This is a genomic window from Arthrobacter echini (assembly GCF_008107445.1).
In the GTDB taxonomy this organism is placed as follows: Bacteria; Actinomycetota; Actinomycetes; order Actinomycetales; family Micrococcaceae; genus Arthrobacter_D; species Arthrobacter_D echini_A.
In genome coordinates this window covers 456,567-479,077 of record NZ_VSLD01000001.1, presented here as the reverse complement: position 1 = coordinate 479,077, position 22,511 = coordinate 456,567, and the positions used below count along the sequence as shown (strand labels likewise).

Below are 22,511 nucleotides of genomic sequence, written 5' to 3'. Positions count from 1 at the left end.
CCTACGGGAGGATCTCCGCGCGCACCAGGAACTCGAGCAGACCGTCGCTGAGCGGCATGAGGGTCATTTCCTGGTGAGTGAACCACCCGGCGTCGGCCGCGTCGTCGCCTGCCAGAAGGATGCCCCCGACAGGGCTCGCCAGGAAGTCGTGGACCTCGAAGACCACTCCCGTGCCATGCGGTATCTCCAGCGACCCGAGCAGGCGATCGATCCTGATGTGGAGGCCGGTCTCCTCGAGGGTCTCCCGCACGGCTGCGTCCTCCAGTGATTCATCGGCTTCCACCCGACCGCCCGGGAAGGACCAGCGCCCGGCGCTGGGGGCATTGGCCCGCAGGACCAGGAGAAACCTGCCGTCGGCGTCCCGGACGACGGTCGCGGCTGCCGGGGTCCTTCTCACGCGGACGCTCTCCAGGCCCGGACGACTGCGGATGCTGACTGGTCGGGCATCGTCCGACCCTACTGCGTCCTGAAGGACTCGAGGGAGGCTCCCTTCCTCGTATGCTCTCTGCATGGGGAACGAGATCAGCTGGGATGCCGCGCGCTCGACCAATCTGGACAACTGGGAAGACCGGGTGCCCCTGCATGAGGCGGCATATTCACTCGGCGCCTTCGACGACCCCGACTATCTGAGTTCGGTGGTGCGGGCGGATCTGGCAGCCATGGCGCCGTTCCTTCCCGACGGCGTCATGGACGGTTTGGACGTCTGTCACCTGCAGTGCCACATCGGTACCGATACCCTGTCGCTCGCGCGGGCGGGAGCACGCGTCACCGGCGTCGACTTCTCCCCGACGATGCGTCCACGTATGCGGGAGGCGGCACGGTGGTCCACGCGCGGACTTACGAGTGGGCGCATCCCCTCTCCGAGATCCTCATGTCGCTGATCACCGCCGGCCTGCAGATCCTGCACGTCGACGAGGGCATTACGCTGCCGTGGCGGTTCTCACCACGCATGGTCGAGGTGCCCGACGGATTCGCGTGGTCGGAGGCCGAGCGCTCGCTCGTGCCCTGCACGTACACGATCATCGCCCGGAAACCATGAGCATCGATCAGAGGCTGCCGTGATTTTCCTGCAAAGATCACCGTGATGCGGCTCGCGCGGCTCGAGGATCTCGCGGCCCTGTCGGACGTCGAGCGCGCCGCTGGTGCCGCTTTCCGCGAGCTCGGGATGGCGGCCGTCGCCGACGACGAACCTGCGACAGTTGAAGCCATGCTCACCTATCAGCGCGACGGACGGGCGTGGGTGGATGCCGATGTGCCGGATCAGCTGCCCGCTGGACTGCGCCGGATCCGTGAGCATGAAGCAGAGCTAGGGCTCGATACGTGGCCCCGTGTTGCGATGCGGCGTGCACTTACCGACTGACTCCTGCTTCGTCAGGGCCCCGAGGCGGCGAGCGATCTCAGATACTCCGCGTTGCCGTACAGCGCCGTCGAGCCCCGCTGCCATGGCTCGCTCATAGAAACCGGCTGCCGTCGCCTCCTCTCCGGCGGTGTCGTAGGCCCCGCCCACTTCGTAGAGGACTCGCGGATCCTCGGGGTGCTCCTGGTGGAGGCGTAGCAGGGCGGCAATCGTCGGGGCCATGTTGTCCCGCTCGCGGGCCGCCAGGATGCGGTCAAGCTCGATATGGGGTGTTGCGCTCATAGGTGAATATCTCCCATTCCTGTGCGGTCCTGAGCCGGTTCGTCTGTTGCCCTACAACGCCGGAAACGCCCGAGATACCGCGTGTCCATATCGTTACGCAAGCTTTGCGCAGGAACATGCGGACACCGAAATGCTCTCAGCCGGTATCGCTACCCTAATGAGGTGCCCAGCCAATCGACTCCGCCGTCCGAACCCCATGAGGACGCGGCAGCAGCAACGGATCACGACGACGTCGTGCACGGTCCCGCCACCGCCGGACCGGCCGTCGTCGACCCCGGCGTGCTGCGCGCCATGGAGGACGATTTCACGGACAGGACGGTGGTTGCCCAGTTCGCCCACGATTTCTGCGACTCACTCGACGGGAAGATCCATCGCGTGGATCGCCTTCTCGACTCGGGTGACGTGGCGGGGGCAGCAGATGCTCTGCACAGCGTGACCACGTCCTCCATGATGGTGGGCGCCCTGCAGCTGACCGAGGTGGCACTCGGCGTGCAGTACCTCATTACCGGTGACACCCTGGAGGTTGCCCGACGCGCCCTCGCCGACCTCCATGTCAGCGCCGCGATCACCACCAGGGAGCTGCTCGCCAACTACCCCGGGCGGTCCAATACCCCCTAGCAGGACTCGTCGCTCTGCTCCATCATCCGGAAGCCCACCCCGCGCACCGTGGCGATCAGAGTGGACTCGTCGTGTCCGCGGGCGAGCTTCTGGCGGAGATTGGCGATGTGCACCTCGATGGCCCGCTCATCGGTGCGGCTCACGAAGTTGTAACCGCGATAGTCGCGTCCGCGGGCCACCCGGACCAGTTCGTTCTTGGTCCGGACCGCGCCGTTGCTCCGGGCCAGGTCGTGCAGCAGATTGAATTCCGTCTTGGTGAGCTGCAGTTCGACGCCGGAACACGTGGCCGTGCGGGCGTCGCCGTCGATCACGAGGCTGCCTACGCGCAGCAGGGACGCGGCGTCAGGCGTCAGGTCCGCCTGGGTGGCCCGGGGCGGTGAAGGAGGTGGAGGTAGGGCCGATTGCCTCCGCGGTCTGCGGAGCATCGCGTCGATGCGGGCCCGCAACTCACGTGGGCGGAAGGGTTTGAGGACGTAGTCGTCGGCGCCGGCCTGCAGGGCGGTGAGGATGTCCATCTCGTCCGCGCGTCCACTCAGCACCACCACGTAGCAGTCGGAGTCGGAGCGCAGGCGCCGCAGCACCTCGTATCCATCGATGTCGGGAAGCCCGATGTCCAGGGTCACCACTGTGGGCAACTTCTCCCGGACCACCTTGACACCTTCGCGTCCGCTGGCTGCAGAGCTGACCTGGAAGCCGCCCTGCTCCAGCACGGCGCAGACGAGGTTGCGGATCTCGAGATCGTCCTCGATGACGACGGCGGTCCGGCCGTCTCCGGGAGAGGCGCTACTCATGGACCGTAGCTCCGCTGCGATCCGCGCGGGGAGCCGGAGGAGGCCAGACGATGCCGGCCGGTTCGGAAACCAGTGGGACGTGGGATGTCCGAATCATGCTTCGTGAACCTGTTCTCTTCGGCGGCCCGGCTGACCTCTTGGGTCCCGTGGCTTTGCGTCCCCGATTTGCATCGGGTTTGCCTTTGTCGGCGAGCTGCTGCTCGCCCGATGATCCTAGCAACGGCTCGGAGCTTTGGTATACCTTTTTCGGCGGCTGGCATCGCCAGGGAGACCAAATCGTTGCAATCGATCGGGCCATTCACAGGGTTGAGCGGAGGTGGCTCAACTCGATTTGTCCCGCCGGGCACGCGCGACTATAGTTGAGTGCAGAACGCTCAATCTACGCGCCCGGCGGATGAGCGCCTCGCAATCCCGGGCAGTCGAAAGGAACTTGCATGTCACGTGCAGTAGGTATTGACCTCGGAACCACCAACTCGGTCGTCTCGGTCCTCGAAGGTGGCGAGCCCACCGTCATCGCGAACGCCGAGGGCGCGCGCACCACGCCGTCCATCGTCGCGTTCGCCAAGTCCGGCGAGGTCCTCGTCGGCGAGATCGCCAAGCGTCAGGCCGTCAACAACATCGACCGCACCATCGCCTCGGTCAAGCGCCACATGGGTACCGACTGGAGCGTCGGCATCGATGACAAGAAGTACACCGCGCAGGAGATCTCCGCGCGTACCCTCCAGAAGCTGAAGACCGACGCGGAGAGCTACCTCGGCGAGAAGGTCACCGACGCGGTCATCACGGTTCCGGCGTACTTCAACGACGCCGAGCGCCAGGCCACCAAGGAGGCCGGCGAGATCGCCGGACTGAAGGTGCTGCGTATCGTCAACGAGCCCACCGCGGCTGCCCTGGCCTACGGCCTCGACAAGGGCAAGGAGGACGAGCTCATTCTCGTCTTCGACCTCGGCGGCGGAACATTCGATGTGTCGCTCCTCGAAGTGGGCAAGGACGAGGACGCCTTCTCCACCATCCAGGTGCGCTCCACCTCCGGTGACAACCGCCTCGGCGGCGACGACTGGGATCAGCGCGTTGTGGACTACCTGCTCTCGCAGGCCAAGGCCAAGGGCGCTGACCTGTCCAAGGACAAGATCGCCCTCCAGCGTCTGAAGGAAGCCGCGGAGCAGGCCAAGAAGGAGCTCTCCTCGGCCACCTCCACCAACATCTCTCTGCAGTACCTCTCCGTCACGGCGGACGGGCCCGTCCACCTCGACGAGCACCTTTCGCGTGCCAAGTTCCAGGACCTCACCAAGGACCTGCTGGACCGCACCAAGAAGCCGTTCAACGATGTCATCGCCGAGGCCGGTATCAAGGTCTCCGAGATCGACCACATCGTGCTCGTCGGTGGCTCCACGCGTATGCCCGCTGTCAGCGAGCTCGTGAAGGAGCTCGCAGGGGGCAAGGAGCCGAACAAGGGCGTCAACCCTGACGAGGTCGTGGCCGTCGGTGCCGCACTCCAGGCCGGTGTCCTCAAGGGCGAGCGCAAGGACGTCCTCTTGATCGACGTCACCCCGCTGTCCCTGGGTATCGAGACCAAGGGTGGCATGATGACCAAGCTCATCGAGCGCAACACGGCCATCCCCACCAAGCGCAGCGAGACCTTCACGACCGCCGACGACAACCAGCCGTCGGTCGCCATCCAGGTCTTCCAGGGCGAGCGTGAGTTCACCCGTGACAACAAGCCGCTGGGCACGTTCGAGCTGACCGGCATCGCTCCGGCTCCCCGTGGTGTCCCGCAGGTCGAGGTCACCTTCGACATCGACGCCAACGGCATCGTCCACGTCTCGGCCAAGGACAAGGGCACCGGCACCGAGCAGTCGATGACCATCACCGGCGGTTCCTCGCTCTCCAAGGAGGACATCGACCGCATGGTGCGCGAGGCGGAGGAGCACGCCGCCGAGGACAAGACGCGCCGCGAGGCCGCTGACACCCGCAACGGCGCCGAGCAGCTCGCCTACTCCGTGGACAAGCTGATTGCCGACAATGCGGACAAGCTGCCCGAGGACGTCAGGACAGAGGTTCAGACCGACGTCGACGACCTCAAGAAGGCGCTCGAGTCGCAGGACAACGACGACGAGGTGAAGGCGGCGTTCGAGAAGCTGCAGGCCTCCCAGTCGAAGCTCGGCGAAGCGATCTACGCCTCCGCCCAGCAGGATGCGGAGCAGCCCGGCGGTACGCCGTCGGACGATCAGCCGACCGGTGAGGGCAGTGACGAGGACATCGTCGACGCCGAAGTGGTCGACGAAGACACCAGCGAGAAGAAGTAGCCATGCCGCACCACGGAAACGAAGAAGAGCACGAGTCGGAGCCGGTGAGTTTTCGCGACAATCGGAAGATCGACCCTGAAACGGGCAACGTCCGTGGGCAGCAGAGCGACGCCGAAACACCGGTCTCGGAGAGTTCCGGGACCGGTGGGCAGGCAACGCCTGCGGAGTCGGGCTCGGACCAGGATGCCCTCGCCCAGGCGGAGGCCATCCTGAACGAGGCCGGCGCCGACGGCGAGGCGAGCGCCGCGGTCGACGTCGTCGGCGAACTGCGCGATGATCTACTCCGCCTGCAGGCGGAGTACGTGAACTACCGCCGTCGGGTGGAACGTGATCGGGATGTGGCTCGCGAGCAGGCGGTGATCGGCGTACTCAACTCGCTGATGCCCGTCCTCGACGACATCGACGCCGGTCGCCAGCACGGGGACCTGGTGGAAGGGCCGTTCGCGGCGATTGCCGGGAAGCTGGAGGGCATCCTGGCCACGTACGGGCTAGCCCGTATCGACGAGGTCGGCGTAGCCTTCGACCCGAACATCCATGAGGCGCTCATCCAGCAGCCCAGCGCGGACGTCCAGTCGGACAGCGTCAGCCAGATCCTCCGCGTGGGGTATCGCAAGGACCAGCGTGTCCTGCGTGCCGCACAGGTGATCGTGGCCGTGCCGGAATAAGCGGCACCTTGTATGCCGGGCCGGTACCCGATCGGCGGCAACGAAATTCCGGCGGGCCCTGGCGGCCCTTGGAATATTAAAGCCGCCTTCCTCGGGAACCGGCCCGGCATACTCCTCACTTCGGCATCCCGGGGCAGGCGCTAACTGCCTTCCACGGTAACCGGCCCGGCGCACCCACCGCTCATCTCGCTCAGAATTCGAAGTACTTAGGAAGGAGACACCAGTTGGCCAGTCAGGATTGGGTCGATAAGGATTTCTACAAGATCCTCGGTGTCTCCAAGGACGCGAGTGACGCCGATATCAAGAAGGCGTACCGCAAGCTCGCCCGGAAGCACCACCCGGACCAGAACCAGGGCGACACCGGGTCCGAAAAGATGTTCAAGGACATCTCCGAGGCCTATTCGGTCCTCTCCGACGCTGAGGAGCGCCAGCAGTACGACGCCATCCGTGCCATGGGCGGCGGTGCCCGCTTCTCCGCCGGTGGTGCAGGCGGCGGAGCAGGCGGGAGCGCAGGCTTCGAGGATGTCTTCGGCAATCTGTTCAACCAGGGAGCCGGGTCGCGTCAGCGCACCGGGTTCTCGAACGGAAACCTGCCCCCGGAGTTCGCCGATCTCTTCGGCGGCGGGTCCTCCGGCATGGGGGGAATGGGCGGCAGGGGATTCCCGGGGGGTTTCCAGACTTCCCGGCCCCAGAAAGGCGCCGATCGCACAGCGAGCACCTCCATCTCCTTCGCGGGTTCCATCAAGGGGACCACGATCGGACTGCGTGAACCGTCGGGCGAACAGGTCGATGTGCGCGTGCCGGCCGGCATCCGCGACGGTCAGAAGGTCCGCGTCAAGGGCAAGGGGCAGCCGGGCCAGGCCGGGCCGGGTGATCTGATGGTCACGGTCAACGTGAAGGAGCACCCACTCTTCAAACGCGAAGGTGACAACATCCGCGTCCAGGTGCCGGTGAGCTTCGACGAATCGGTGCTCGGAGCCCAGATCGAGGTACCCACCCTCACCGGCGAGATGGTGAAGATGCGGATCCCCGCCGGAACGCCGTCGGGCCGAACGTTACGGCTGAAGGGCCGGGGCGTGAAGACCTCGAAGGCCAGCGGTGACCTGCTGGTGACGGTGGAGGTTGTGGTCCCGCAGAATCTGTCGAAGGAGGCCCAGTCGGCGGTCGAGGCGTTCCGCGACGCCACGAAGGATGCCGATCCCCGCGCAGGCCTCGCCGCGAAGGCCGGTCTGTGACGATGACCGATCCGTAATCCCAGAGTCGAGTACGCCGGTCATGCCGGTGACGGAAGGAGATCAGCAGTGGATCCCACAGTGCCCGTCTACGTGATCTCCGCGGCCGCAGAGCTCGCCGACATGCACCCGCAGACCCTACGTCAGTACGATCGCCTGGGCTTGGTGACCCCGAGTCGCGCAGCCGGCCGTGCACGGCGCTACTCGCAGAAGGACGTCAGTACCCTGCGCGAGATCCAGCGCCTGTCCCAGGCGGGTGTGTCCCTGGAGGGCATCCGGCGCATCCTCGACCTCGAGAACCAGGTGTCGGCTCTGCAGTCGCGCATCCTCGAACTGGCTGCCGAGCTTGCGGCACGGCCCGGCTCCGCCAACTCGAGCCGTGTCTTCGCGGCCGGGCTGGCCGGGGACGTCGTCACCTTGGCGCGCGGACAACGACCCCGTCCCCGCAGCCAGGCGCTCGTGGTGTGGCGCCCCGGCAGGTCCTCGCACTAGACCTCGGGGTACCGGTTGTCCTGCACCGAGCGCTGTGGTGCGTTGGCCTCAGCCGTCGAAGTGCGTAAGGGCGGGTTCGGCCGACACCGAGGCGATGACCGTCGCCGCCAGGTCCCGGACCTTGAGATTACGGGCGCTGCTGGCGGCCTTGAGGATGGTCATGGCGCTGTCCTGACTGCACCGGTTCTGCGCCATGATGATGCCGGCTGCCAGATCGATGACCGTCCGGGAGGTCATCGCAGCTTCGAGCTGCTCCGCCCTGTCGCTGGTACCCGCTAACCGGACCGCGATCGCCAACGTCGTCGTCACGGTGCGGGCAATATCCAGCGCCTCGTCGATATCGGCTGCCGAGAACGCGTGGGGATTGTCGGCGTACAGGTTGATCGCGCAGCCGGTGGCTTTGTCGGCGTGGGCGCTGCGGTCAGCCTCGACCTCGTTGTCGGTGTCCGCGGCAGGCAGAGCAATCGGCACCGCCAAAATGGAGCGGAGTCCGTGGTGGGCAATTTCCGCCCGGTACTCGGGCCACCGCTGACCTTCGTCGAGCACATCCGGCACATGATTGGTGGTCCGATGGCGTGCAGCGTCCAGACAGGGTCCGTCCCCGAACGAGTACTGGATTTCATCCATGACCTGTGCCCGTTCACTGCTGCTCGCAACCGTCACGGCAGAGCGGGGCCGGATCAGCGTGATACCGCACAGAACGGTCCTGTCGACGGTGGTGAGACGCTGGGCTATCAGATGGGCGAGCCGATCCATGAAGTCGCGTACGGCCGTGCTGTCGAGTACCAGTGTCTGCAGCGTGGCTGCAAGATCCGGGGCCGGTCGGGGTGGGCTTGCGCTGGTCAGAGGATTATTCATCAGGGAGGTCCTCACGGTTGATGGTGTGTTCCACCCGCGGGCTGTGTCCCGAACGGCGCAGTGGAGTACACCTGCACCGCCCGCTACTGAACGATGGCCCCACTGTACAGGCCGCGCGCTCCCGGGGAACCGGCTCGCCTCCGTCCCGGATGCGGGCTGATCCGGATCCTCCCGACAGGTCTGGCCGGGCCTGTCTGGTCAGCACGCGCCTCGGACGGGATACTGGGCTGCAGAGGACGGGGGTATGCCATGGGAGAACATCGTGACCAGCGGTACGGGACCGGCACCGTGTCCACGGAGAGCGCAGCAGCGGTCGTGGACGCGGATCGAGGATGCGACGTGCGGGCAGGCGATCGGGATGCGCTGGCGAAGCGACTGGGTGAGCTCGCGCGGTCCCTGCAGCACGAGGACTCCTCGGACCGGATCCTGGCCACCATGGTCGCGGCCGCCGTCGAGCTCATCCCGGGCGTCGACCAGGGATCCATCAGTGTGGTCCACGCGCGGCGGCGCATCGGCTCGCGAGCCCCGACCGGCCCGCTGGCCGCGCGTGTGGACACCCTCCAGAACGAGGCAGGGCAGGGCCCGTGCCTGGACGCGATGTACGAGCACGAGACTGTGCACGTGCCGGACATGAGCTGCGAGACCCGGTGGCCGGACTTCGCCCACCGTGCGGCGGAGGCAGGGGTCGGAAGCATGCTCTGCTTCCAGCTGTACGTCGAGGGGGACAACCTGGGCGCACTCAATCTCTACTCGACCCGGCGGAACGCCTTCACCGAAGAATCCCGGCAGGTGGGACTGCTGGTGGCCGCGCATGCGGCCGTGGCGTTCGCCGAAGCGCTCAAGGTGGAGCAGCTCGGCGAGGCACTGGCCACCAGGGACCTGATCGGGCAGGCCAAGGGGATCCTGATCGAGCGGTACAAGATCACGGGTGAGCAGGCGTTCGTGATCCTGGACCGCGCCAGCTCGCGGGCGAACCGAAAGTTACGGTCCATCGCCGAGCACCTCGTGGAGACCGGGGAGATCGTGCAGGGCTGATCCCCCCGGAGCCGGCAGAAACCTTTACCAGAAGCCGCGCGTCCTGTCAGGCGTAATGGACCACTCCGGCGGCACGTCCCGGTAGTAAGCTTGCTGAGCAATAGGCGGGAATGCGTGTTCCCGGGACATCGACCAGGTTTCGTCGGAATGATTCGTCGGCGCCCGCACGGAGGCTTTCGAATGGACCAGCAGGGGCATGCCAGGCGTATCCGGGATGCCCTGTCCGCGTCGGGCGTGACGATCGACGAGGTGTGGATAGGCTACTACTCGATCGGTGGGCGGGTGTCCCAGTTCGAGCTCGAAGCCTTCGTCGGGGGAGTGCTGCAGCTGTCGAGGACGGAGTGCGAGCTGCTGGGCGAAGCTGCCAATCATCTCCTGGCGGAGTCGACGGCTGACACCGCTGTACTGATCCCGCCGTGTCCGCCCGACCGCCCCGACCAACCGCAGGAATCACCCACCGACTCGCGACGGGGCCTGGGCGTAGCCGGGGCCTTCCTGTTCACCGAGGAGGAACAGGAGGTGGAACGCCTCGACTCGGTGGCGCGGACGGAGTTGCTGGACACCGCCGGTGAGGAACGCTTCGATCGCATCACGCGGGAGGCGAAGGACTTCTTCCGGTGCAGTACGGCCACGATCGCGCTGATCGACGATCGCCGCCAGTTCCTCAAGTCCGTCCTCGGGCCACTCCAGCAGGACATGCCGCGGGCAACCTCGTTCTGTAACGCGACGATCCGCAGTGCCGGGCCGCTGATCATCCGCGATGCACGTGAGGATGTCCGTTTCCGTACCAGCCCCCTGGTGGTGGGCGCCCCCTACATCCGTTTCTACGCCGGCTATCCCGTGCGCGGGCCCGGGGGATGGACGGTGGGTACGCTCTGCGTGATGGACCAGGAGCCGCGGGCCTACTCGTCCCGGGATGGGAAGAAGCTCCGGTCCCTTGCCCGCGAGGTCGAAGCCGAGATCAACGGCCGGCTGGAGATCCCCGGGGGCGCCTGACAGGAAGGCCTTCAAAACGCCGGAGCTTCGTCGGTCTGTTCTCTGGCGACGGGCCGTGGCTCAGACAGTCGGCGCCGCGGTGCTGGCGCGCACCACGAGCGCCGTCCGCGCCGGGTGGTTGACCGACCGCAGCGTCGACGGATCCTGGAGGACCTGCAGGAGGCGCTCGACGGCCCGCCGGCCCTGCTCCTGGGGGAACTGCGCAACCGTGGTCAGCCCAAGCGCCTCGCCCAGCTCGTGTCCGTCGATCCCGATGATCGAGACGTCGTCGGGCACGCGCAGACCGAGCTCGCGAGCCGCGAGGAGGGCGCCGATGGCCATCTCGTCCGAGGTGCAGAAGACCGCCGTCGGCCTGTCGTGCGGGTGGCCCAGGAGTTGCCGCGCCTCGGCCATGCCGGACTGGATCGTGAAGTCCGCGGCAACCTGCCAGGACCTCCGCGCTTCCAGGCCGGCCCCCGCCAGCGCCGCTTCGTAGCCGTGCCGACGCGTCCCGGCGATCCGGAAGTCCTTCTCCGCGAGCTCGAAGCCGCCGATGTGGGCAATGCGGCGATGGCCGAGTCGGATGAGGTGCTCCGTCGCGAGAGCGGCGATCTCGTGGTCGTCCACGCTGTAGGTCTCGGCGCCCGGCAGGGGGCCCCCGATCCCCACCACGGGCTTCCCCACCGACAGGAGCTGGTCCAGCTCGTCCCTGCCCAGTTCGAGCGAGACCGGGATGACGCCGTCGCAGCGCTGGCGCAGGAGGAACTCGGACAGGACGCTCTCACGGAGCGCGGCGTCGTCGTTCAGGTTGTAGAGCGTGAGGTCGTACCCCGCCTGGAGCAGCGCGGCGGCCACACTGTCCACGATCTGGGAGTAGTACCAGCGGGCCACCGAGGGCACCACCACGCCGATGTTGCGGTGCCGTCCGGAGGCGAGGGACGACGCCGTGGAACTCGCCACGAAGCCGAGCTCGCTCGCGGCCTCCAGCACCCGGGTACGGGTGCCGACCGAGACGCGGCCGTTGCCGCTGAGGGCGCGGGACACCGTGGCCGTGGAGACGCCCGCCCGGTGGGCGACGTCCCTGATGCCGACCATCCCCTACTCCCGGCCCGCCCCGGTCAGGAGCCAGACGCACGCATTCGGGGCGAGCAGCCCGTCGACGACGGCGTCGGGCATGCTCGCGGCGACGACGGCCCCCTCCGGCACGGGGGCGGCGAACTCGCCCATGTTCAGGAGCACGATCACGTCCTCGTTCCTGAAGGCGACGACGTCGGTCTGCTCGAACTCGCGGGACCAGCTGAGGGATCCGGCGCCCAGGCGCAGGTCCCGTCGGAGCCGCAGAGCCGCGCGGTAGAGCGAGAGCGTGGAGTCCGAGTCTTCCGCCTGGAGATCCCGTGCGTAGCCGGCCCACCCCTCCGGCTGGGGCAGCCAGGGCGTGCCCGCGGCATCGACGAAGCCGGCCGCAGGCGCCTGGGCGCGCCAGGGCAGGGGCACGCGGCACCCGTCACGGCCGAGGCGGTCGCCGCCCGTGCGTGCGAAGGTCGGGTCCTGCCGGGCGTCGTGGGGCATCGCGGTGTGATCGGGGAGACCGAGTTCCTCGCCCTGGTAGACGTAGATGCCGCCCGGGAGGGCGAACATGGCCAGGGACGCCGCGCGGGCGCGCGCCAGTCCGATCGCCGTGTCCGGCTGAGGGTCCGCGGCCCCGATGCCGTCCCCGCCGCGGGGAGCGCCGTAGGTGAGGCCGAAGCGGCTCGTGTGCCGGACGACGTCATGGTTGCTCAGCACCCACGTGGTGGGGGCGCCCACAGTGTCGAACGCCGCGAGTGAGGACGAGACCACGCTGCGCAGGCCGTGCGCGTCCCAGGGGTTGTGCAGATAGGCGAAGTTGAACGCCTGGTGCATCTCGTCGGCACGGACCCAGTCCGCGAGTCGCGGCAGGGGATCGATCGAGGCCTCCGCGCAGAGGATGCGCTCGCCGTCGTACTCCGCGAGGATGCTCCGCCACCTGCGGTAGATCGCGTGGATCCCGTCCTGGCCGAACATGGGCGCCGCCGAGCCGGGGAAGCCCTCCATGGACCCGCCGTCCGCGCGTCCGCCCCAGTCGGGCAGGCCCTGGGCCTTGATGAGCGCGTGGGCCACATCCACCCGGAAGCCGCCGACACCGCGATCGAGCCAGAAGCGGAGGATCCGCTCGAACTCGGCGTGGACCGCGGGGTTGTCCCAGTCGAAGTCCGGCTGGGAGGAGTCGAACAGGTGCAGGTACCACTGGCCGGGCGTGCCGTCCGAGTTTGCGATCCTCGTCCAGGCCGGTCCGCCGAAGTGCGACTGCCAGTTGTTGGGAGGCTCATTGCCGTCGGTGCCCCGGCCGTCGCGGAAGATGAACATCGCCCGTGCTGCAGAACCCGCCGGAGCCGCCAGGGCGGCCCGGAAGAGCGCGTGGTCGCTGGAGCAGTGGTTCGGGACGAGATCGACGATGACGCGGATCCCGAGCTGGTCCGCGCGTGCCACGAGCACATCGAAGTCGGCGAGGGTGCCGAAGAGGGGGTCCACGTCGCAGTAGTCGGCGACGTCGTAGCCGCCGTCGCGCTGGGGCGAGGTGTAGAAGGGGGAGAGCCAGACGGCGTCGATGCTGAGCTCCGCCAGTCGCTGCAGTTCGGAGGTGATCCCGGGAAGATCCCCGACGCCGTCGCCGTTCGAGTCGCGGAACGAGCGCGGATACACCTGGTAGATGACGGACGAACGCCACCACTGGTCGTCCGCGGACGCGGGGTGGAGGGGCTCGTGGAAGGCAGCTGATGCGGCTGCGTGCCGTTCGTGCAGGACGGGGATGATCTCGGACATGCGCTCCAGCGTAATAACGGAGGACGATGTTGTGGAAACGCTTGCATCGAGGATTTCTGCTTTCTTGCGGTATTCCTGGCAATATTTCGTCTGTGTTGCCGCCCTGTTCCGGTGCAGATGTGCAAGCGTTTACACTCGTGCTGCAAGAGCGCTGCGCCGACGCTGCCGGGCCGGTGGGTCCGGGCTGGCCCGAGCGCTGGAATTTGCCGGGTGACCCGGGCACACTTGGGGCATGGATCTCCACTCCGAGTTACCCCGTGTTTGAGCTCTTCGTCGAGGCCCTGGCCATCGGCGCCGGGGTGGTCGCTGCCCTCGGGGCGGGTACGGGGGTGGCCGGTTGGCTCGTGGTCCGGAGGATCAGGCGCACGCGGATCATCGAGCGCACCAGGGACCGGGGCATGCTCGCCGCCCGCGCCTACGCCCCCGATCGCCTGACCAGGGAGCCGGCCCGACTCATCGTCGAGTTGCAGAGGTCCTCGCGTGCCACCCACGGGGCGCTGGCCGAGGCTGCGGCGCAGGGACGACCGATCGGGGACCTGCCGCGGGCTGCTGCGGAGATCGACCGTGCGGCCGCCTCCCTGGAGAGTCTGCTCCGCACAGCGGACCGTGAGCCGAATCGAGCACTCAAGCAGGAGTGGACCAGCGATCTCGGTGCACAGGCCCGCGCGCTCGATGAGCTCTCCGCCGACCTGCGCCGATGCCTCCTGCAGACCTCCCGGTCCATCGACACGTGGCAGCTCGAGCAGGCCACCGGTCGCTTGCGCACCGAGATCTCGGCCATGGCCACCTGGCGGGACTCCTACGGGAACCGTCAGGAAGGGTGACAGGTCCCCGCCAGCCGTCCATCATCCACCACCCCGGGAGACAGGCAGTGACGATCAGACGCCGCATCACGCGCATCGTGCGGGCCAACCGTGCCACGAGTGCGGAGTCCGGGCAGGATCCGCGGACCCAGGCGCAGAACGCGCAGCAGGCGCAGCGTTCCCTGCTCGAGCAGGCGCGCCGTGGAGCGGCCGACGTCGCCGCGCATCACCACCGCGTGGGCCTCGCCGCGAATGAGGCGGCCGCCTATCTCAACCGCGTCGAACTGGCGGTGGCAGCCGCCGTGCAGCGCGGGGACGACGACGCCGCACGGGGCGCGATCCGTGAGTCGATGACCGCTCGCCGCCGCCTCGAGACGCTGACGGCGCAACTCGGTGAGGCCGAACAGCAAGCCCGGCGGCTCCATGAGGATGTGCGTCGACTCGAACAGCGTGTCGAGCAGAACGCGATGGACTACGACGCCATGCTCGCGCGGCGCGCAGCGGCCCGGGCAGCGCTCGGCGTCCACGATGCCCTCGCGTCCTCGTCCCGGGAGGCCGCAGCGATCGAGGCCGCGCGCCGTACTGCCGAACTCGAGGTGCGTCGCTTCGAGGCCCAGGTGCAGGCCCGCGAGGAGCTGTCCTGGACCGATCCGTCGTCCAGGCGGTTGCAGCAGGCCTTCGAGGAGCTCGAGGCGGACGCGGCAGCCCAGCAGGAACTCGACGAGCTCAAGCGGAGGAGCTCCCGAAACCACCCTCCCGCGCCGTAGGCGGATTGCTAGACTCGGCCCATGACTGAGCTCAAGGATTCCCACGTCCTCGTCGTCGGTGCCACGGGGGTCCTGGGCTCCGCGGTGTGCCGCAGGCTCGCGGCGCAGGGCGCACGGCTGACGCTGTCCGGCCGTTCCACGGAGAAACTCGCGACGCTCGCCGATGAGCTCGGCGGCGCCGTCGTCGGGCAGGCCACGGCGGACCTCGGCAAGCCCACCGGTCCGCAGGAGATCGTCGCAGCCGTCGAGGGCAACCGTGTGGACGGAGTGGTCTTCGCTGCCGGTGTGGTGGCCTTCGGTCCGGCCGTCGAGGTCGACGACGACACCCTCGACGAGCTCCTGCTCGTCAATCTGCTCGGGTACATGCGACTCATGCGGGAGGTTGCACCCATGCTCCCTAAAGGCTCGTTCGTGGCCCAGATCAGCGCCGTCGTCGCCGAGTCGCCCACCGCCGGCATGGCGGCCTACTCGGCGACCAAGGCCGGGCTCAGTGCCTATGGGAAGGCGTTGACCCTGGAGCTGCGGAGACAGGGCGTGACGGTTCTCGATGCCAGGCCGCCGCACACCGAGACCGGCCTGGCCTCCCGTCCGATCGCGGGACAGGCCCCGAAACTGCCGCAGGGCAAGGATCCCGAGGCGGTGGCCGAGCGCATCGTCACCGCGATCCGCGACGGCGAACGGGACCTGCCGTCGTCGGCGTTCTGAGCAGCGGGCATCCCTCTCGGGCCGGCGGAATCGCACTCCGGATCCGTCGGGATCACATCCCTGGCCGCGTAGGTCGTCCGGTCAGTGTCCGGAACGCCTGCACGAGGGACCACGCCAGCAGCACCACGCCTGAGCCGACGCCGGACACCACGGACACCAGGACGGCGTCGTGCACGGAGAACGCGAGTGCCAGGCCGAGTACGCCCAGAGCGGTCATGATGCCGGCGATCCACAGCAATTGCGTGCGACCCTCCGGCCACAGCCGGGCGAGCGGAAGGAAGTGCACTCCCACGACGAGGGCGATCCAACCCAGTGCTGCGGCCGGTTCGATCGGGCGCAGGAGGGCGAGGCCACCGAACAGGGCGATCGCCTCGAGTGCAACCACCATCCAGTAGAACCGGGTGAAACCCACGGGCGCCGGCTGCGCGGCCGACCGCAGCTCGCGGGAAGTGCGGAGGAAGCCGAGGAGCACCACGGTGAAGGCGACGACGGCCAGGATCCGCAGCAGGATCGCGACGCCCGTCGGTAGTCCGGAGGCATTGACGAGGACGAACACCGTGCCGAACGAGGCGCCGATGAGATGGCCGATGAACGTGGGGGCGCGTTGACTCATGCGAAATCCTGCACTTTCTTCCAGATCGGATCGAGCGTGTGCCGGACCCTCGCGCCGCGGGTCCGCCGGGCTGCGCCGTGCAGGACAGCCCGGGCTTTCGGGTCCTCGGAATCGGAGTAGACATGGAGCGTGCGCACTCCGCCCGACGTCTCCGCAGCGACGAGCATGCCGCGCGCCCCCAGTTCCTCGACGAGGGCATCCTCGAGCCTCCGCAGTGTGTTCTCTGCAGTGGCGCAAGGGAGCCCCCGGTCATCGGCGTCGAACGGCACTGTCAGCGCGGTGTGGAGATCGGAGCGGGGATTCTCGATCCAGCGCAGCGGCCGCCGCACCCGCACCCGGACGGGGCGACCGTTGCCGAACGTGCCCTCCAGGAGTAGCCAGTCCGATGGTCGCTGACCGGCCGCGAACTCCGCGACCCTGGCCGGCAGCTCGAGCGCCGGGATGCTGTCCACGACGTCGTGCACTATGCAGTCCGTGCGCCGCACCCAGCGGTGCACGTCGTCCTCGCCGAGCAACCATTCGAGCAACAGGACGCACAGGCCGTACTCGTCGTCCCACCTCCCGGTGAAGCCCGGGTTGAAGACGGAGACGATGAAGCCGTCACCCGCCCGCCGGACGGCCGCGTGCACCCGGGTGCGGGTGAGGTCGAAGGTCCTGCCACGGTAGGTGATGGTGGCCTCCAGCATCTCCGGCTTCGCACTGCGGGCGGGCGCGAAGTCCCAGCGCCTGCCCGGTGGCGGTGACGCGCGGAACCAGCGCTCGGCGACCGCGCGCAGCGAGGCGTCCGACCCGCCGGAGACGTAGAGCGTGTGTTCGGCGTCCGCGCCCGGACGGGTCTCCCACTCCAGTCCCCGCGCCATTGCGGTGACACGCCTGGTCATCACCTTCGCGTAGGCGTCGAGGTCGCCCGCGCGGGTCGCGGCGGTGAGCAGCTCCTCGCCGTCGTCCGTCCACCACCGCCAGAAGGCGCCCACGGGATCCCTGCCGGTTCCGCGTGGCCGGACCCACCGGCGCCTGACACGTCCCATGATCCCCGCGATCTTCTGCTGGTGGCCCGGATGCTCCGACCCCAGAGAATCTACACCGTAGGGACCCGGGGCCTGCGGATCCATCGGCACGCTCCTCCTGGACCTCGACACCCAGCAGGCGTGGAAGGGTGCCATCGTCGACAACGCCCTGGGCGCCTCCTGCGCGCACCGGCCATCGTCCAGGCTCGCGGGGGCTCGTGCCACCTGGGCGTTCCACTGCCGGCCTCAGCCCCGAGCCCACGCCGGGAATTTTCGGTCCGGGGCAGGGTTGGGTCTGAGTATGAAAGCAATCGTGTACCGCGCGACCGGTGATTCCTCTGTTCTCGAGCTTGCTGACCGCGGGGCCCGCGACCCGGGGCCCGGGGAAGTGCGCGTGAGGATCGTGGTCTCCGCCGTGAACCCGACCGACTGGAAGTCGCGCCGCGGCACCGCACCGGGTGAGGCCCTGCCATTTCCGGAGGTTGTCCCGAACCAGGACGGTGCCGGAGTGGTGGACGCTGTCGGCCCCGGCGTCGAGGGTCTTCACATCGGTGACCGGGTCTGGGTGGTCCTGGCTGCGTACCAACGCGCCGACGGCGGTACGGCGCAGGAATTCACCGTGCTGCCGGCAGAGCAGGTCTTTTCGCTTCCGGAGAGTGCCGGGTTCGATCTCGGCGCGAGCCTGGGCGTTCCAGCCGTCACGGCGCATCGGGCTCTCACCATCGCCGAGGACGGCCCGCGTCGACTGCACCCGGGGGCGCTGGCCGACACCGTGGTCCTCGTCGCCGGCGGTGCTGGTGCTGTCGGTCATGCAGCGATCCAACTTGCGAAGTGGGCCGGGGCCGTCGTGATCACGACGGTGAGCGGACCTGCGAAGGCCGCGCTGGCCACAGCCGCCGGAGCTGACCATGTCATCGATTATCGGGCGGGCGATCCGGCCGCGGAGATCCGCCGGATCGCTCCCCAGGGTGTCGACCAGATCGTGGAAGTGGCGCCCGCGCAGAACGCCGATCTCGATCTGGCAGTGATCCGCAACCGCGGCTCCATCGCTGTCTACGCCAACAACGGCGGCGATCAGGTGAGCCTGGACGTGCGCAAGCATTTCAGCCTCAACGTCCGCTACCAGTTCGTACTGCTCTACACGGTCGGCATGCCCGACGTGCACGCCGCGGCCGAGGACATCAACGCGGCCATCGTCGACGGCGCCCTTCCCGTGGGAGAGACCGCCGGCCTACCGCTACACCGCTTCGTCCTGGCTGATACGGCTGCGGCACATGCCGCGGTGGAAGAGGGGATCACGGGCAAAGTGCTGATCGACGTGTCGGCGGGTTGACGGCAGGTTCCCGGGGCGTCTAATGATGGTGCATATGGTGACTTTTCCCGGGAGGCTCCGTGCCTGAGTGGGTACTTGCCGGCGGTGCCGGGCTCGCCGCGGGCGCGGCGCTGCTGGTCGGCAGCGCCATCGCGTGGTTCGTCCAGGTACCGGCCCGCGTCGTGGCGGCGGTGATGGCCTTCGGGTCGGGTGTGCTGATCTCGGCGCTGACCTTCGAGCTGGTCGCGGAAGCCTCCGACCAGGGCGGCCTGGTCCCCACAGCGCTCGGGTTCCTCACGGGCGCGGTGGTCTACGTGGGGTCGAACCTGGTCCTGGCCCGGTACGGAGCACGTCACCGCAAGCGGTCCGGCACCCAGCAGTCCTCGGAGCAGGACCAGTCGGGCAGCGGGGGCGCCATCGCCATCGGGGCCCTGCTGGACGGCGTCCCCGAGTCCATGGTCCTGGGACTGGGTTTCCTGGCCGGCAGCGGCGTGAGCGTCCCCATGTTCGCGGCCGTCTTCATCTCCAATGTTCCCGAGGGCCTCTCCAGTAGCGCCGGGTGGAAGCGGGCCGGGAGGGGCGCCGGATATGTGTTCGGGATCTGGGGCGCCATCGCCCTCGCCTCGGGACTTGCTGCCCTGGCCGGCTACCTGCTGCTCGATGGCGCGGCCCCCGAGACCCTCGCATTCGTCAACGCCCTCGCGGCAGGGGCTATCCTGGCGATGATCACCGACACCATGATCCCGGAGGCCTTCGAATCCGACTCCCTGTACTCGGGCCTCATCGCCACACTGGGGTTCCTCGCCGCTTTCACGGTGCACTCCGCATGAGGTCAGCCCCCATTGCGGTGACCCGGTCACGGGCGCCGATCCCCACGCCCGCAGAGGAGATGGGCCCATGGATGCCCTCCTGACCCTCGTGGGGCTCGTCCTCGTGATCCTGGGGCTGCGGGACATCTATCACAGCCTGATCCATCCCAGCGGCAAGGGAGCGCTGAGTCACGGCCTGATGTACTCGCTGTGGCGGATCTCCTACGCCACGGGCCACCGACTGGGGCCGGTGGGGCCGGGAGCGATGGCGGCAGCCGGCTACGCGGCCGACCTCCCGCAGCTCGATCCCGCTGCGGCCGGTCGCACGCTGGAGTCCGTCGCGGACGACGTGGGTCAGCTGAGGATCGGCTTCACGCAGCACACGGAGACGTACTACTTCCGGGAGGACGATCCCGAGCTGGCGCTGGCGTGCCAACTGCCCTACGCCCTGACGCTCCGGGACAGCGCAGCAGCGAGTGAGAATCCGCAGCTGCGCGCCGGCGCCCGGGTGCTCTTGGCTGCCCTGGACCAGCTGGCCGCGAAGCTCGACCACGATTTCCTGCACACCGACGGGACGCCGGAGGAGGTGGCGGCTGCGTATGCCCGGGATCATGCCGGGTCCGGACGACGGAGCGGCTAGGTGTTCCGTGTCATGAGCTAGGCGGTGCCCTGCACGGGTCGGCTTCCCGGAGCCCGGCGGAGGGCCGCGACGGCGAGGAGCCCTGACAGCAGTGCGAGGGCGCCGGCGAACCCGGCGACGCCCGGCCAGTCGAACCGTGCGAAGAACAGGCCACCGAGCCACCCGAGAACACTGGATCCGGCGTAGTACGCGAAGTTGTACAGCCCCGACGCCTGCGCCCGCCCCGTGGTCGCGAGTGCCGGCGTCCAGCCCGAGGCGACGGAGTGTGCGGCGAAGAAGCCGCCGGTGAAGACCAGCAGGCCGACGACGATGAGGGGGATCGAGTCGGCGAGCGTCACCGCGAGACCGAGGAGGATCACCGGGATCGCGGCGAGCAGGACCGGCAGGCGTCCCACCCGTACGCTGAGGCTGCCTGCGAGGCGTGAGGTGACGGTCCCGGAGAGATACGCGAGGAACAAGAGGCTCACGAGGGAGGCCGGCAGGAGGAACGGCGGTGCCTCGAGATGGAAGCCGAGATAGTTGTAGACGGCCACGAATCCCCCCATGAGCAGGAATCCCTGCCCGTAGAGGGCCACCAGGCGCAGCGATCGCAGATTGACTGCAACCCGGTGCACCAGTGACGGTCCGCTGCCCCGCATGCTCGGGGTGAAGCCGCGGGAGCGGGGCGCGAGGAGGAAGAAGGCGACGGCGGCACCACCGGCCAGGACGCTGACGGCCAGCACTCCGGTCCGCCAGCCGAACAGGTCCCCGAGTGGCCCGGCCACGAGGCGCCCGGTGAGACCACCGAGCGTGGTCCCGGCGATGTAGGTCCCCGCAGCGACGGCCGCGTGCAGCCGCTGCACCTCCTCGTGCAGATACACCAGGGCGGTCGCGGGAACCCCGCCGAGCGCTACGCCCTCGAGGAAGCGCAGCAGGATCAGCAACTCGAAGGTGGGTGCCACCGCGGCGAGCAGACCGAGGACGACAGCGGCGCCGATGGCCCAACTCATGGTGCGCCGGCGCCCGGCGCGGTCGGCGACGGCCGACCACGGGATCACCGCGAGGGCGAGCCCGAGGGTCGCGGCGGAAACAGCCAGAGCCGCGTCCGCCGGGGAGACCGCGAACTCCGAGGCGACGCCGGTGAGAACACCCTGCAGCGAGTACAGCTGCGCGAACGTCGCCAGGCCGGCGAAGAGCAGGGCGAGCAGGAGGCGGCGGTAGGGAGCGGAATCCCTCGCGTGGCCCTGCCACGGCACCGCGGTCATCGACCGGCTGCGGGCAGCATCATCGGAGGAACTGCGGGTGCCATCGCTTCAGCGGCGGCGGTAGGCGAGGTCGAAGACCATCCGCCCCGCGGTCAGGGCCTTGTTCTCGAAGCTCGTGGGGATCCGGCCGTCGAAGCGCGGGGCCCAGCCTCCGAGGGTGTCGATCCCCTCGTTGATCCCCGTGTTGCCCGTGCTGACCGGGTCCTTGCCCTCCCGGACGGGTGCGCCTCCCACCACGGTCTCCACACCGCTCTCCCACACCTGGGTCAGCGGGCTCCGAGCACCGGAGCGTTCGCCGTCGTGCAGATTCTCGAAGTGTCCGCTCGCATCGAGGACGGCGCGCATCTGCACCGCGTAGCTGGACCAGTCGGTGGCGAGCCGGAACACGCCACCGGGCTGCAGGACCCGTGCCACCAGCTCCACGTAGTCCTCCTTGACGAGTCTGCGCTTGTGGTGGCGGGTCTTGTGCCACGGGTCCGGGAAGAAGGTCCACACCTCCACCGCAGAGGACTCCGGGATCATGCCGGCGAATGCCTCGGCCGCATTGACCTGGCTGGTCCGCACGTTGGTGAGCTCCTCCTGGCTGATCCGCAGCATGGTCTGGGCCAGACCCGGACGGTAGACCTCCAGCGCCAGGTAGTTCCGGTCCGGATCGAGTGTCGCGGCGGACGCCACCGCCTCACCGAGGCCCGAACCGACCTCGATGATCAGGGGCGCGGATCGACTGAAGGCGGCGTCGATGTCGAGGACGAAACCCGGCGCCACCGAGGTGTCGGCGCCGTGGACGCGCGGCACGTCGAGGAGGAAGTCCTCGGCCAGTTCCTCCCAGGCTTCCCGGCGCCGGCCCTGGAGTCGGGAGCCTCGCCGCACGAAGGACACGGGCTGCGTGCGGAACGGCTGGTCGGGGATCTGGGTCGGTGGTTCCATCACGGTCAAGGCTACCGGCAGGTCCTGGTGCCCCCGTATGGGGACCACCGGCCGGGCGCGGACAGCAGAGGCCCAGGAAGGACCAGGCGCCGATGCGGGCTGCGGGCAGGCCTGCTGCTAGGATTGAACCACTTGCCTGCGCACGGTGGACATCTCCACCAGCTCCTCGCGCAGCCTGCGTCGATGAACGCATTCTTTTGTCCCGTACCCGGCTCTCCGAGCAGGCGCGGTG

Annotated in this window: 26 protein-coding genes and 1 riboswitch; of the genes, 16 read left to right on the top strand and 10 right to left on the bottom strand. The window is 68.5% G+C overall.

The genetic code is table 11. From position 1 onward, the window contains the following. Position 1: 1 nt before the first annotated feature. Positions 2–397, bottom strand: coding sequence for an NUDIX hydrolase (locus tag FQ377_RS02215; RefSeq protein WP_262364217.1), 396 nt, complete (start codon positions 395–397; stop codon positions 2–4). 112 nt (positions 398–509) lie between these two features. Between FQ377_RS02215 and FQ377_RS02210 the strand changes: the two genes are divergently transcribed. The 3 genes from FQ377_RS02210 to FQ377_RS02205 are packed head-to-tail and all read left to right on the top strand — an operon-like array spanning position 510 to position 1,360. Further along, positions 510–881 (top strand): class I SAM-dependent methyltransferase, encoded by a 372-nt coding sequence (locus tag FQ377_RS02210; protein ID WP_262364216.1) that lies wholly within the window; start codon positions 510–512, stop codon positions 879–881. Further along, complete coding sequence (locus tag FQ377_RS15085; protein WP_262364215.1) at positions 872–1,039, top strand: hypothetical protein; 168 nt, start codon at positions 872–874, stop codon at positions 1,037–1,039. The genes FQ377_RS02210 and FQ377_RS15085 overlap by 10 nt, the downstream gene beginning before the upstream one ends. Before the next feature lie 42 nt (positions 1,040–1,081). After that, the gene (locus tag FQ377_RS02205; RefSeq protein ID WP_187393229.1) at positions 1,082–1,360 is read left to right on the top strand and encodes a hypothetical protein; all 279 of its coding nucleotides are present in this window, start codon (positions 1,082–1,084) and stop codon (positions 1,358–1,360) included. On the opposite strand, the gene FQ377_RS02200 is transcribed toward FQ377_RS02205, so the two are convergent. Next, a complete protein-coding gene (locus FQ377_RS02200; RefSeq protein WP_148599598.1) occupies positions 1,307–1,639 on the bottom strand; it encodes a tetratricopeptide repeat protein in 333 nt (110 codons plus the stop codon). The two genes, FQ377_RS02205 and FQ377_RS02200, sit on opposite strands and share 54 nt — an antisense overlap. Positions 1,640–1,801: 162 nt before the next feature. Between FQ377_RS02200 and FQ377_RS02195 the strand changes: the two genes are divergently transcribed. Continuing rightward, positions 1,802–2,257 (top strand): Hpt domain-containing protein, encoded by a 456-nt coding sequence (locus FQ377_RS02195; protein ID WP_148599597.1) that lies wholly within the window; start codon positions 1,802–1,804, stop codon positions 2,255–2,257. Here the strand turns inward: FQ377_RS02195 and FQ377_RS02190 are convergent. Further along, positions 2,254–3,048, bottom strand: a complete 795-nt coding sequence (locus FQ377_RS02190; RefSeq protein WP_148599596.1) for a response regulator transcription factor — start codon at positions 3,046–3,048, stop codon at positions 2,254–2,256. The genes FQ377_RS02195 and FQ377_RS02190 overlap by 4 nt on opposite strands. A 116-nt stretch (positions 3,049–3,164) precedes the next feature. After that, positions 3,165–3,239, bottom strand: a riboswitch (cyclic di-GMP riboswitch). A gap of 243 nt (positions 3,240–3,482) precedes the next feature. Between FQ377_RS02190 and dnaK the strand changes: the two genes are divergently transcribed. The 4 genes from dnaK (at position 3,483) to FQ377_RS02170 (ending at position 7,743) form a co-directional block, all read left to right on the top strand. Further along, the gene (dnaK, locus tag FQ377_RS02185; protein WP_148599595.1) at positions 3,483–5,354 is read left to right on the top strand and encodes a molecular chaperone DnaK; all 1,872 of its coding nucleotides are present in this window, start codon (positions 3,483–3,485) and stop codon (positions 5,352–5,354) included. A gap of 2 nt (positions 5,355–5,356) precedes the next feature. Then, positions 5,357–6,019, top strand: a complete 663-nt coding sequence (locus FQ377_RS02180) for a nucleotide exchange factor GrpE (protein ID WP_148599594.1) — start codon at positions 5,357–5,359, stop codon at positions 6,017–6,019. Positions 6,020–6,243: 224 nt separating this feature from the next. Continuing rightward, positions 6,244–7,254: a DnaJ C-terminal domain-containing protein gene (locus FQ377_RS02175; protein WP_148599593.1), complete on the top strand. Its 1,011-nt coding sequence runs from the start codon at positions 6,244–6,246 to the stop codon at positions 7,252–7,254. 66 nt (positions 7,255–7,320) lie between these two features. Next, on the top strand, positions 7,321–7,743 hold the full coding sequence (locus FQ377_RS02170) for a heat shock protein transcriptional repressor HspR (protein ID WP_262364214.1): 423 nt from the start codon (positions 7,321–7,323) through the stop codon (positions 7,741–7,743). Positions 7,744–7,791: 48 nt separating this feature from the next. Here the strand turns inward: FQ377_RS02170 and FQ377_RS02165 are convergent, their stop codons facing one another. Continuing rightward, positions 7,792–8,601, bottom strand: a complete 810-nt coding sequence (locus FQ377_RS02165; protein ID WP_148599592.1) for a GAF and ANTAR domain-containing protein — start codon at positions 8,599–8,601, stop codon at positions 7,792–7,794. 249 nt (positions 8,602–8,850) lie between these two features. Between FQ377_RS02165 and FQ377_RS02160 the strand changes: the two genes are divergently transcribed. Beyond that, positions 8,851–9,636, top strand: coding sequence for a GAF and ANTAR domain-containing protein (locus FQ377_RS02160; protein ID WP_262364213.1), 786 nt, complete (start codon positions 8,851–8,853; stop codon positions 9,634–9,636). Between the two features lie 180 nt (positions 9,637–9,816). Continuing rightward, positions 9,817–10,632, top strand: a complete 816-nt coding sequence (locus FQ377_RS02155; RefSeq protein ID WP_187393228.1) for a GAF domain-containing protein — start codon at positions 9,817–9,819, stop codon at positions 10,630–10,632. 60 nt (positions 10,633–10,692) lie between these two features. On the opposite strand, the gene FQ377_RS02150 is transcribed toward FQ377_RS02155, so the two are convergent. Together FQ377_RS02150 and FQ377_RS02145 are read right to left on the bottom strand one after the other, a co-directional pair. After that, entirely contained in the window at positions 10,693–11,706 is a 1,014-nt protein-coding gene (locus FQ377_RS02150; RefSeq protein ID WP_148599590.1) for a LacI family DNA-binding transcriptional regulator, read from the bottom strand. A gap of 3 nt (positions 11,707–11,709) precedes the next feature. Continuing rightward, positions 11,710–13,452 (bottom strand): glycoside hydrolase family 13 protein, encoded by a 1,743-nt coding sequence (locus tag FQ377_RS02145; RefSeq protein ID WP_148599589.1) that lies wholly within the window; start codon positions 13,450–13,452, stop codon positions 11,710–11,712. 257 nt (positions 13,453–13,709) lie between these two features. Here FQ377_RS02145 and FQ377_RS14790 point away from each other — a divergent pair, with 257 nt between their 5' ends. From FQ377_RS14790 to FQ377_RS02135, 3 genes are read left to right on the top strand one after another with little or no spacing between them, the layout of a single operon-like run. Further along, the gene (locus FQ377_RS14790; protein ID WP_187393227.1) at positions 13,710–14,276 is read left to right on the top strand and encodes a hypothetical protein; all 567 of its coding nucleotides are present in this window, start codon (positions 13,710–13,712) and stop codon (positions 14,274–14,276) included. A gap of 47 nt (positions 14,277–14,323) precedes the next feature. Further along, positions 14,324–15,022 (top strand): PspA/IM30 family protein, encoded by a 699-nt coding sequence (locus tag FQ377_RS02140; protein WP_187393226.1) that lies wholly within the window; start codon positions 14,324–14,326, stop codon positions 15,020–15,022. A 21-nt stretch (positions 15,023–15,043) separates the two neighbouring features. Beyond that, the gene (locus FQ377_RS02135; protein WP_148599587.1) at positions 15,044–15,727 is read left to right on the top strand and encodes an SDR family NAD(P)-dependent oxidoreductase; all 684 of its coding nucleotides are present in this window, start codon (positions 15,044–15,046) and stop codon (positions 15,725–15,727) included. Between the two features lie 52 nt (positions 15,728–15,779). Here the strand turns inward: FQ377_RS02135 and FQ377_RS02130 are convergent, their stop codons facing one another. Continuing rightward, complete coding sequence (locus FQ377_RS02130) at positions 15,780–16,340, bottom strand: hypothetical protein (protein ID WP_148599586.1); 561 nt, start codon at positions 16,338–16,340, stop codon at positions 15,780–15,782. Next, on the bottom strand, positions 16,337–17,452 hold the full coding sequence (locus FQ377_RS02125; RefSeq protein WP_187393225.1) for a DUF695 domain-containing protein: 1,116 nt from the start codon (positions 17,450–17,452) through the stop codon (positions 16,337–16,339). Before FQ377_RS02125 ends, FQ377_RS02130 begins: the two co-directional genes overlap by 4 nt. A 196-nt stretch (positions 17,453–17,648) precedes the next feature. Here FQ377_RS02125 and FQ377_RS02120 point away from each other — a divergent pair, with 196 nt between their 5' ends. The 3 genes from FQ377_RS02120 to FQ377_RS02110 all read left to right on the top strand — a co-directional run bounded on the left by FQ377_RS02120 (position 17,649) and on the right by FQ377_RS02110 (position 20,108). Then, complete coding sequence (locus tag FQ377_RS02120; protein WP_148599584.1) at positions 17,649–18,680, top strand: NADPH:quinone reductase; 1,032 nt, start codon at positions 17,649–17,651, stop codon at positions 18,678–18,680. Positions 18,681–18,739: 59 nt separating this feature from the next. After that, positions 18,740–19,489 carry a ZIP family metal transporter gene (locus FQ377_RS02115; RefSeq protein ID WP_148599583.1) on the top strand — a complete coding sequence of 250 codons (750 nt, stop codon included), beginning with the start codon at positions 18,740–18,742 and terminating at the stop codon, positions 19,487–19,489. A 67-nt stretch (positions 19,490–19,556) separates the two neighbouring features. Then, entirely contained in the window at positions 19,557–20,108 is a 552-nt protein-coding gene (locus FQ377_RS02110) for a hypothetical protein (protein ID WP_148599582.1), read from the top strand. 17 nt (positions 20,109–20,125) lie between these two features. On the opposite strand, the gene FQ377_RS02105 is transcribed toward FQ377_RS02110, so the two are convergent. Both FQ377_RS02105 and trmB read right to left on the bottom strand, forming a co-directional pair. Beyond that, complete coding sequence (locus FQ377_RS02105) at positions 20,126–21,352, bottom strand: MFS transporter (protein ID WP_148599581.1); 1,227 nt, start codon at positions 21,350–21,352, stop codon at positions 20,126–20,128. Between the two features lie 48 nt (positions 21,353–21,400). After that, entirely contained in the window at positions 21,401–22,279 is an 879-nt protein-coding gene (gene trmB, locus FQ377_RS02100) for a tRNA (guanosine(46)-N7)-methyltransferase TrmB (RefSeq protein ID WP_148599580.1), read from the bottom strand. Between the last annotated feature and the right edge of the window lie 232 nt (positions 22,280–22,511).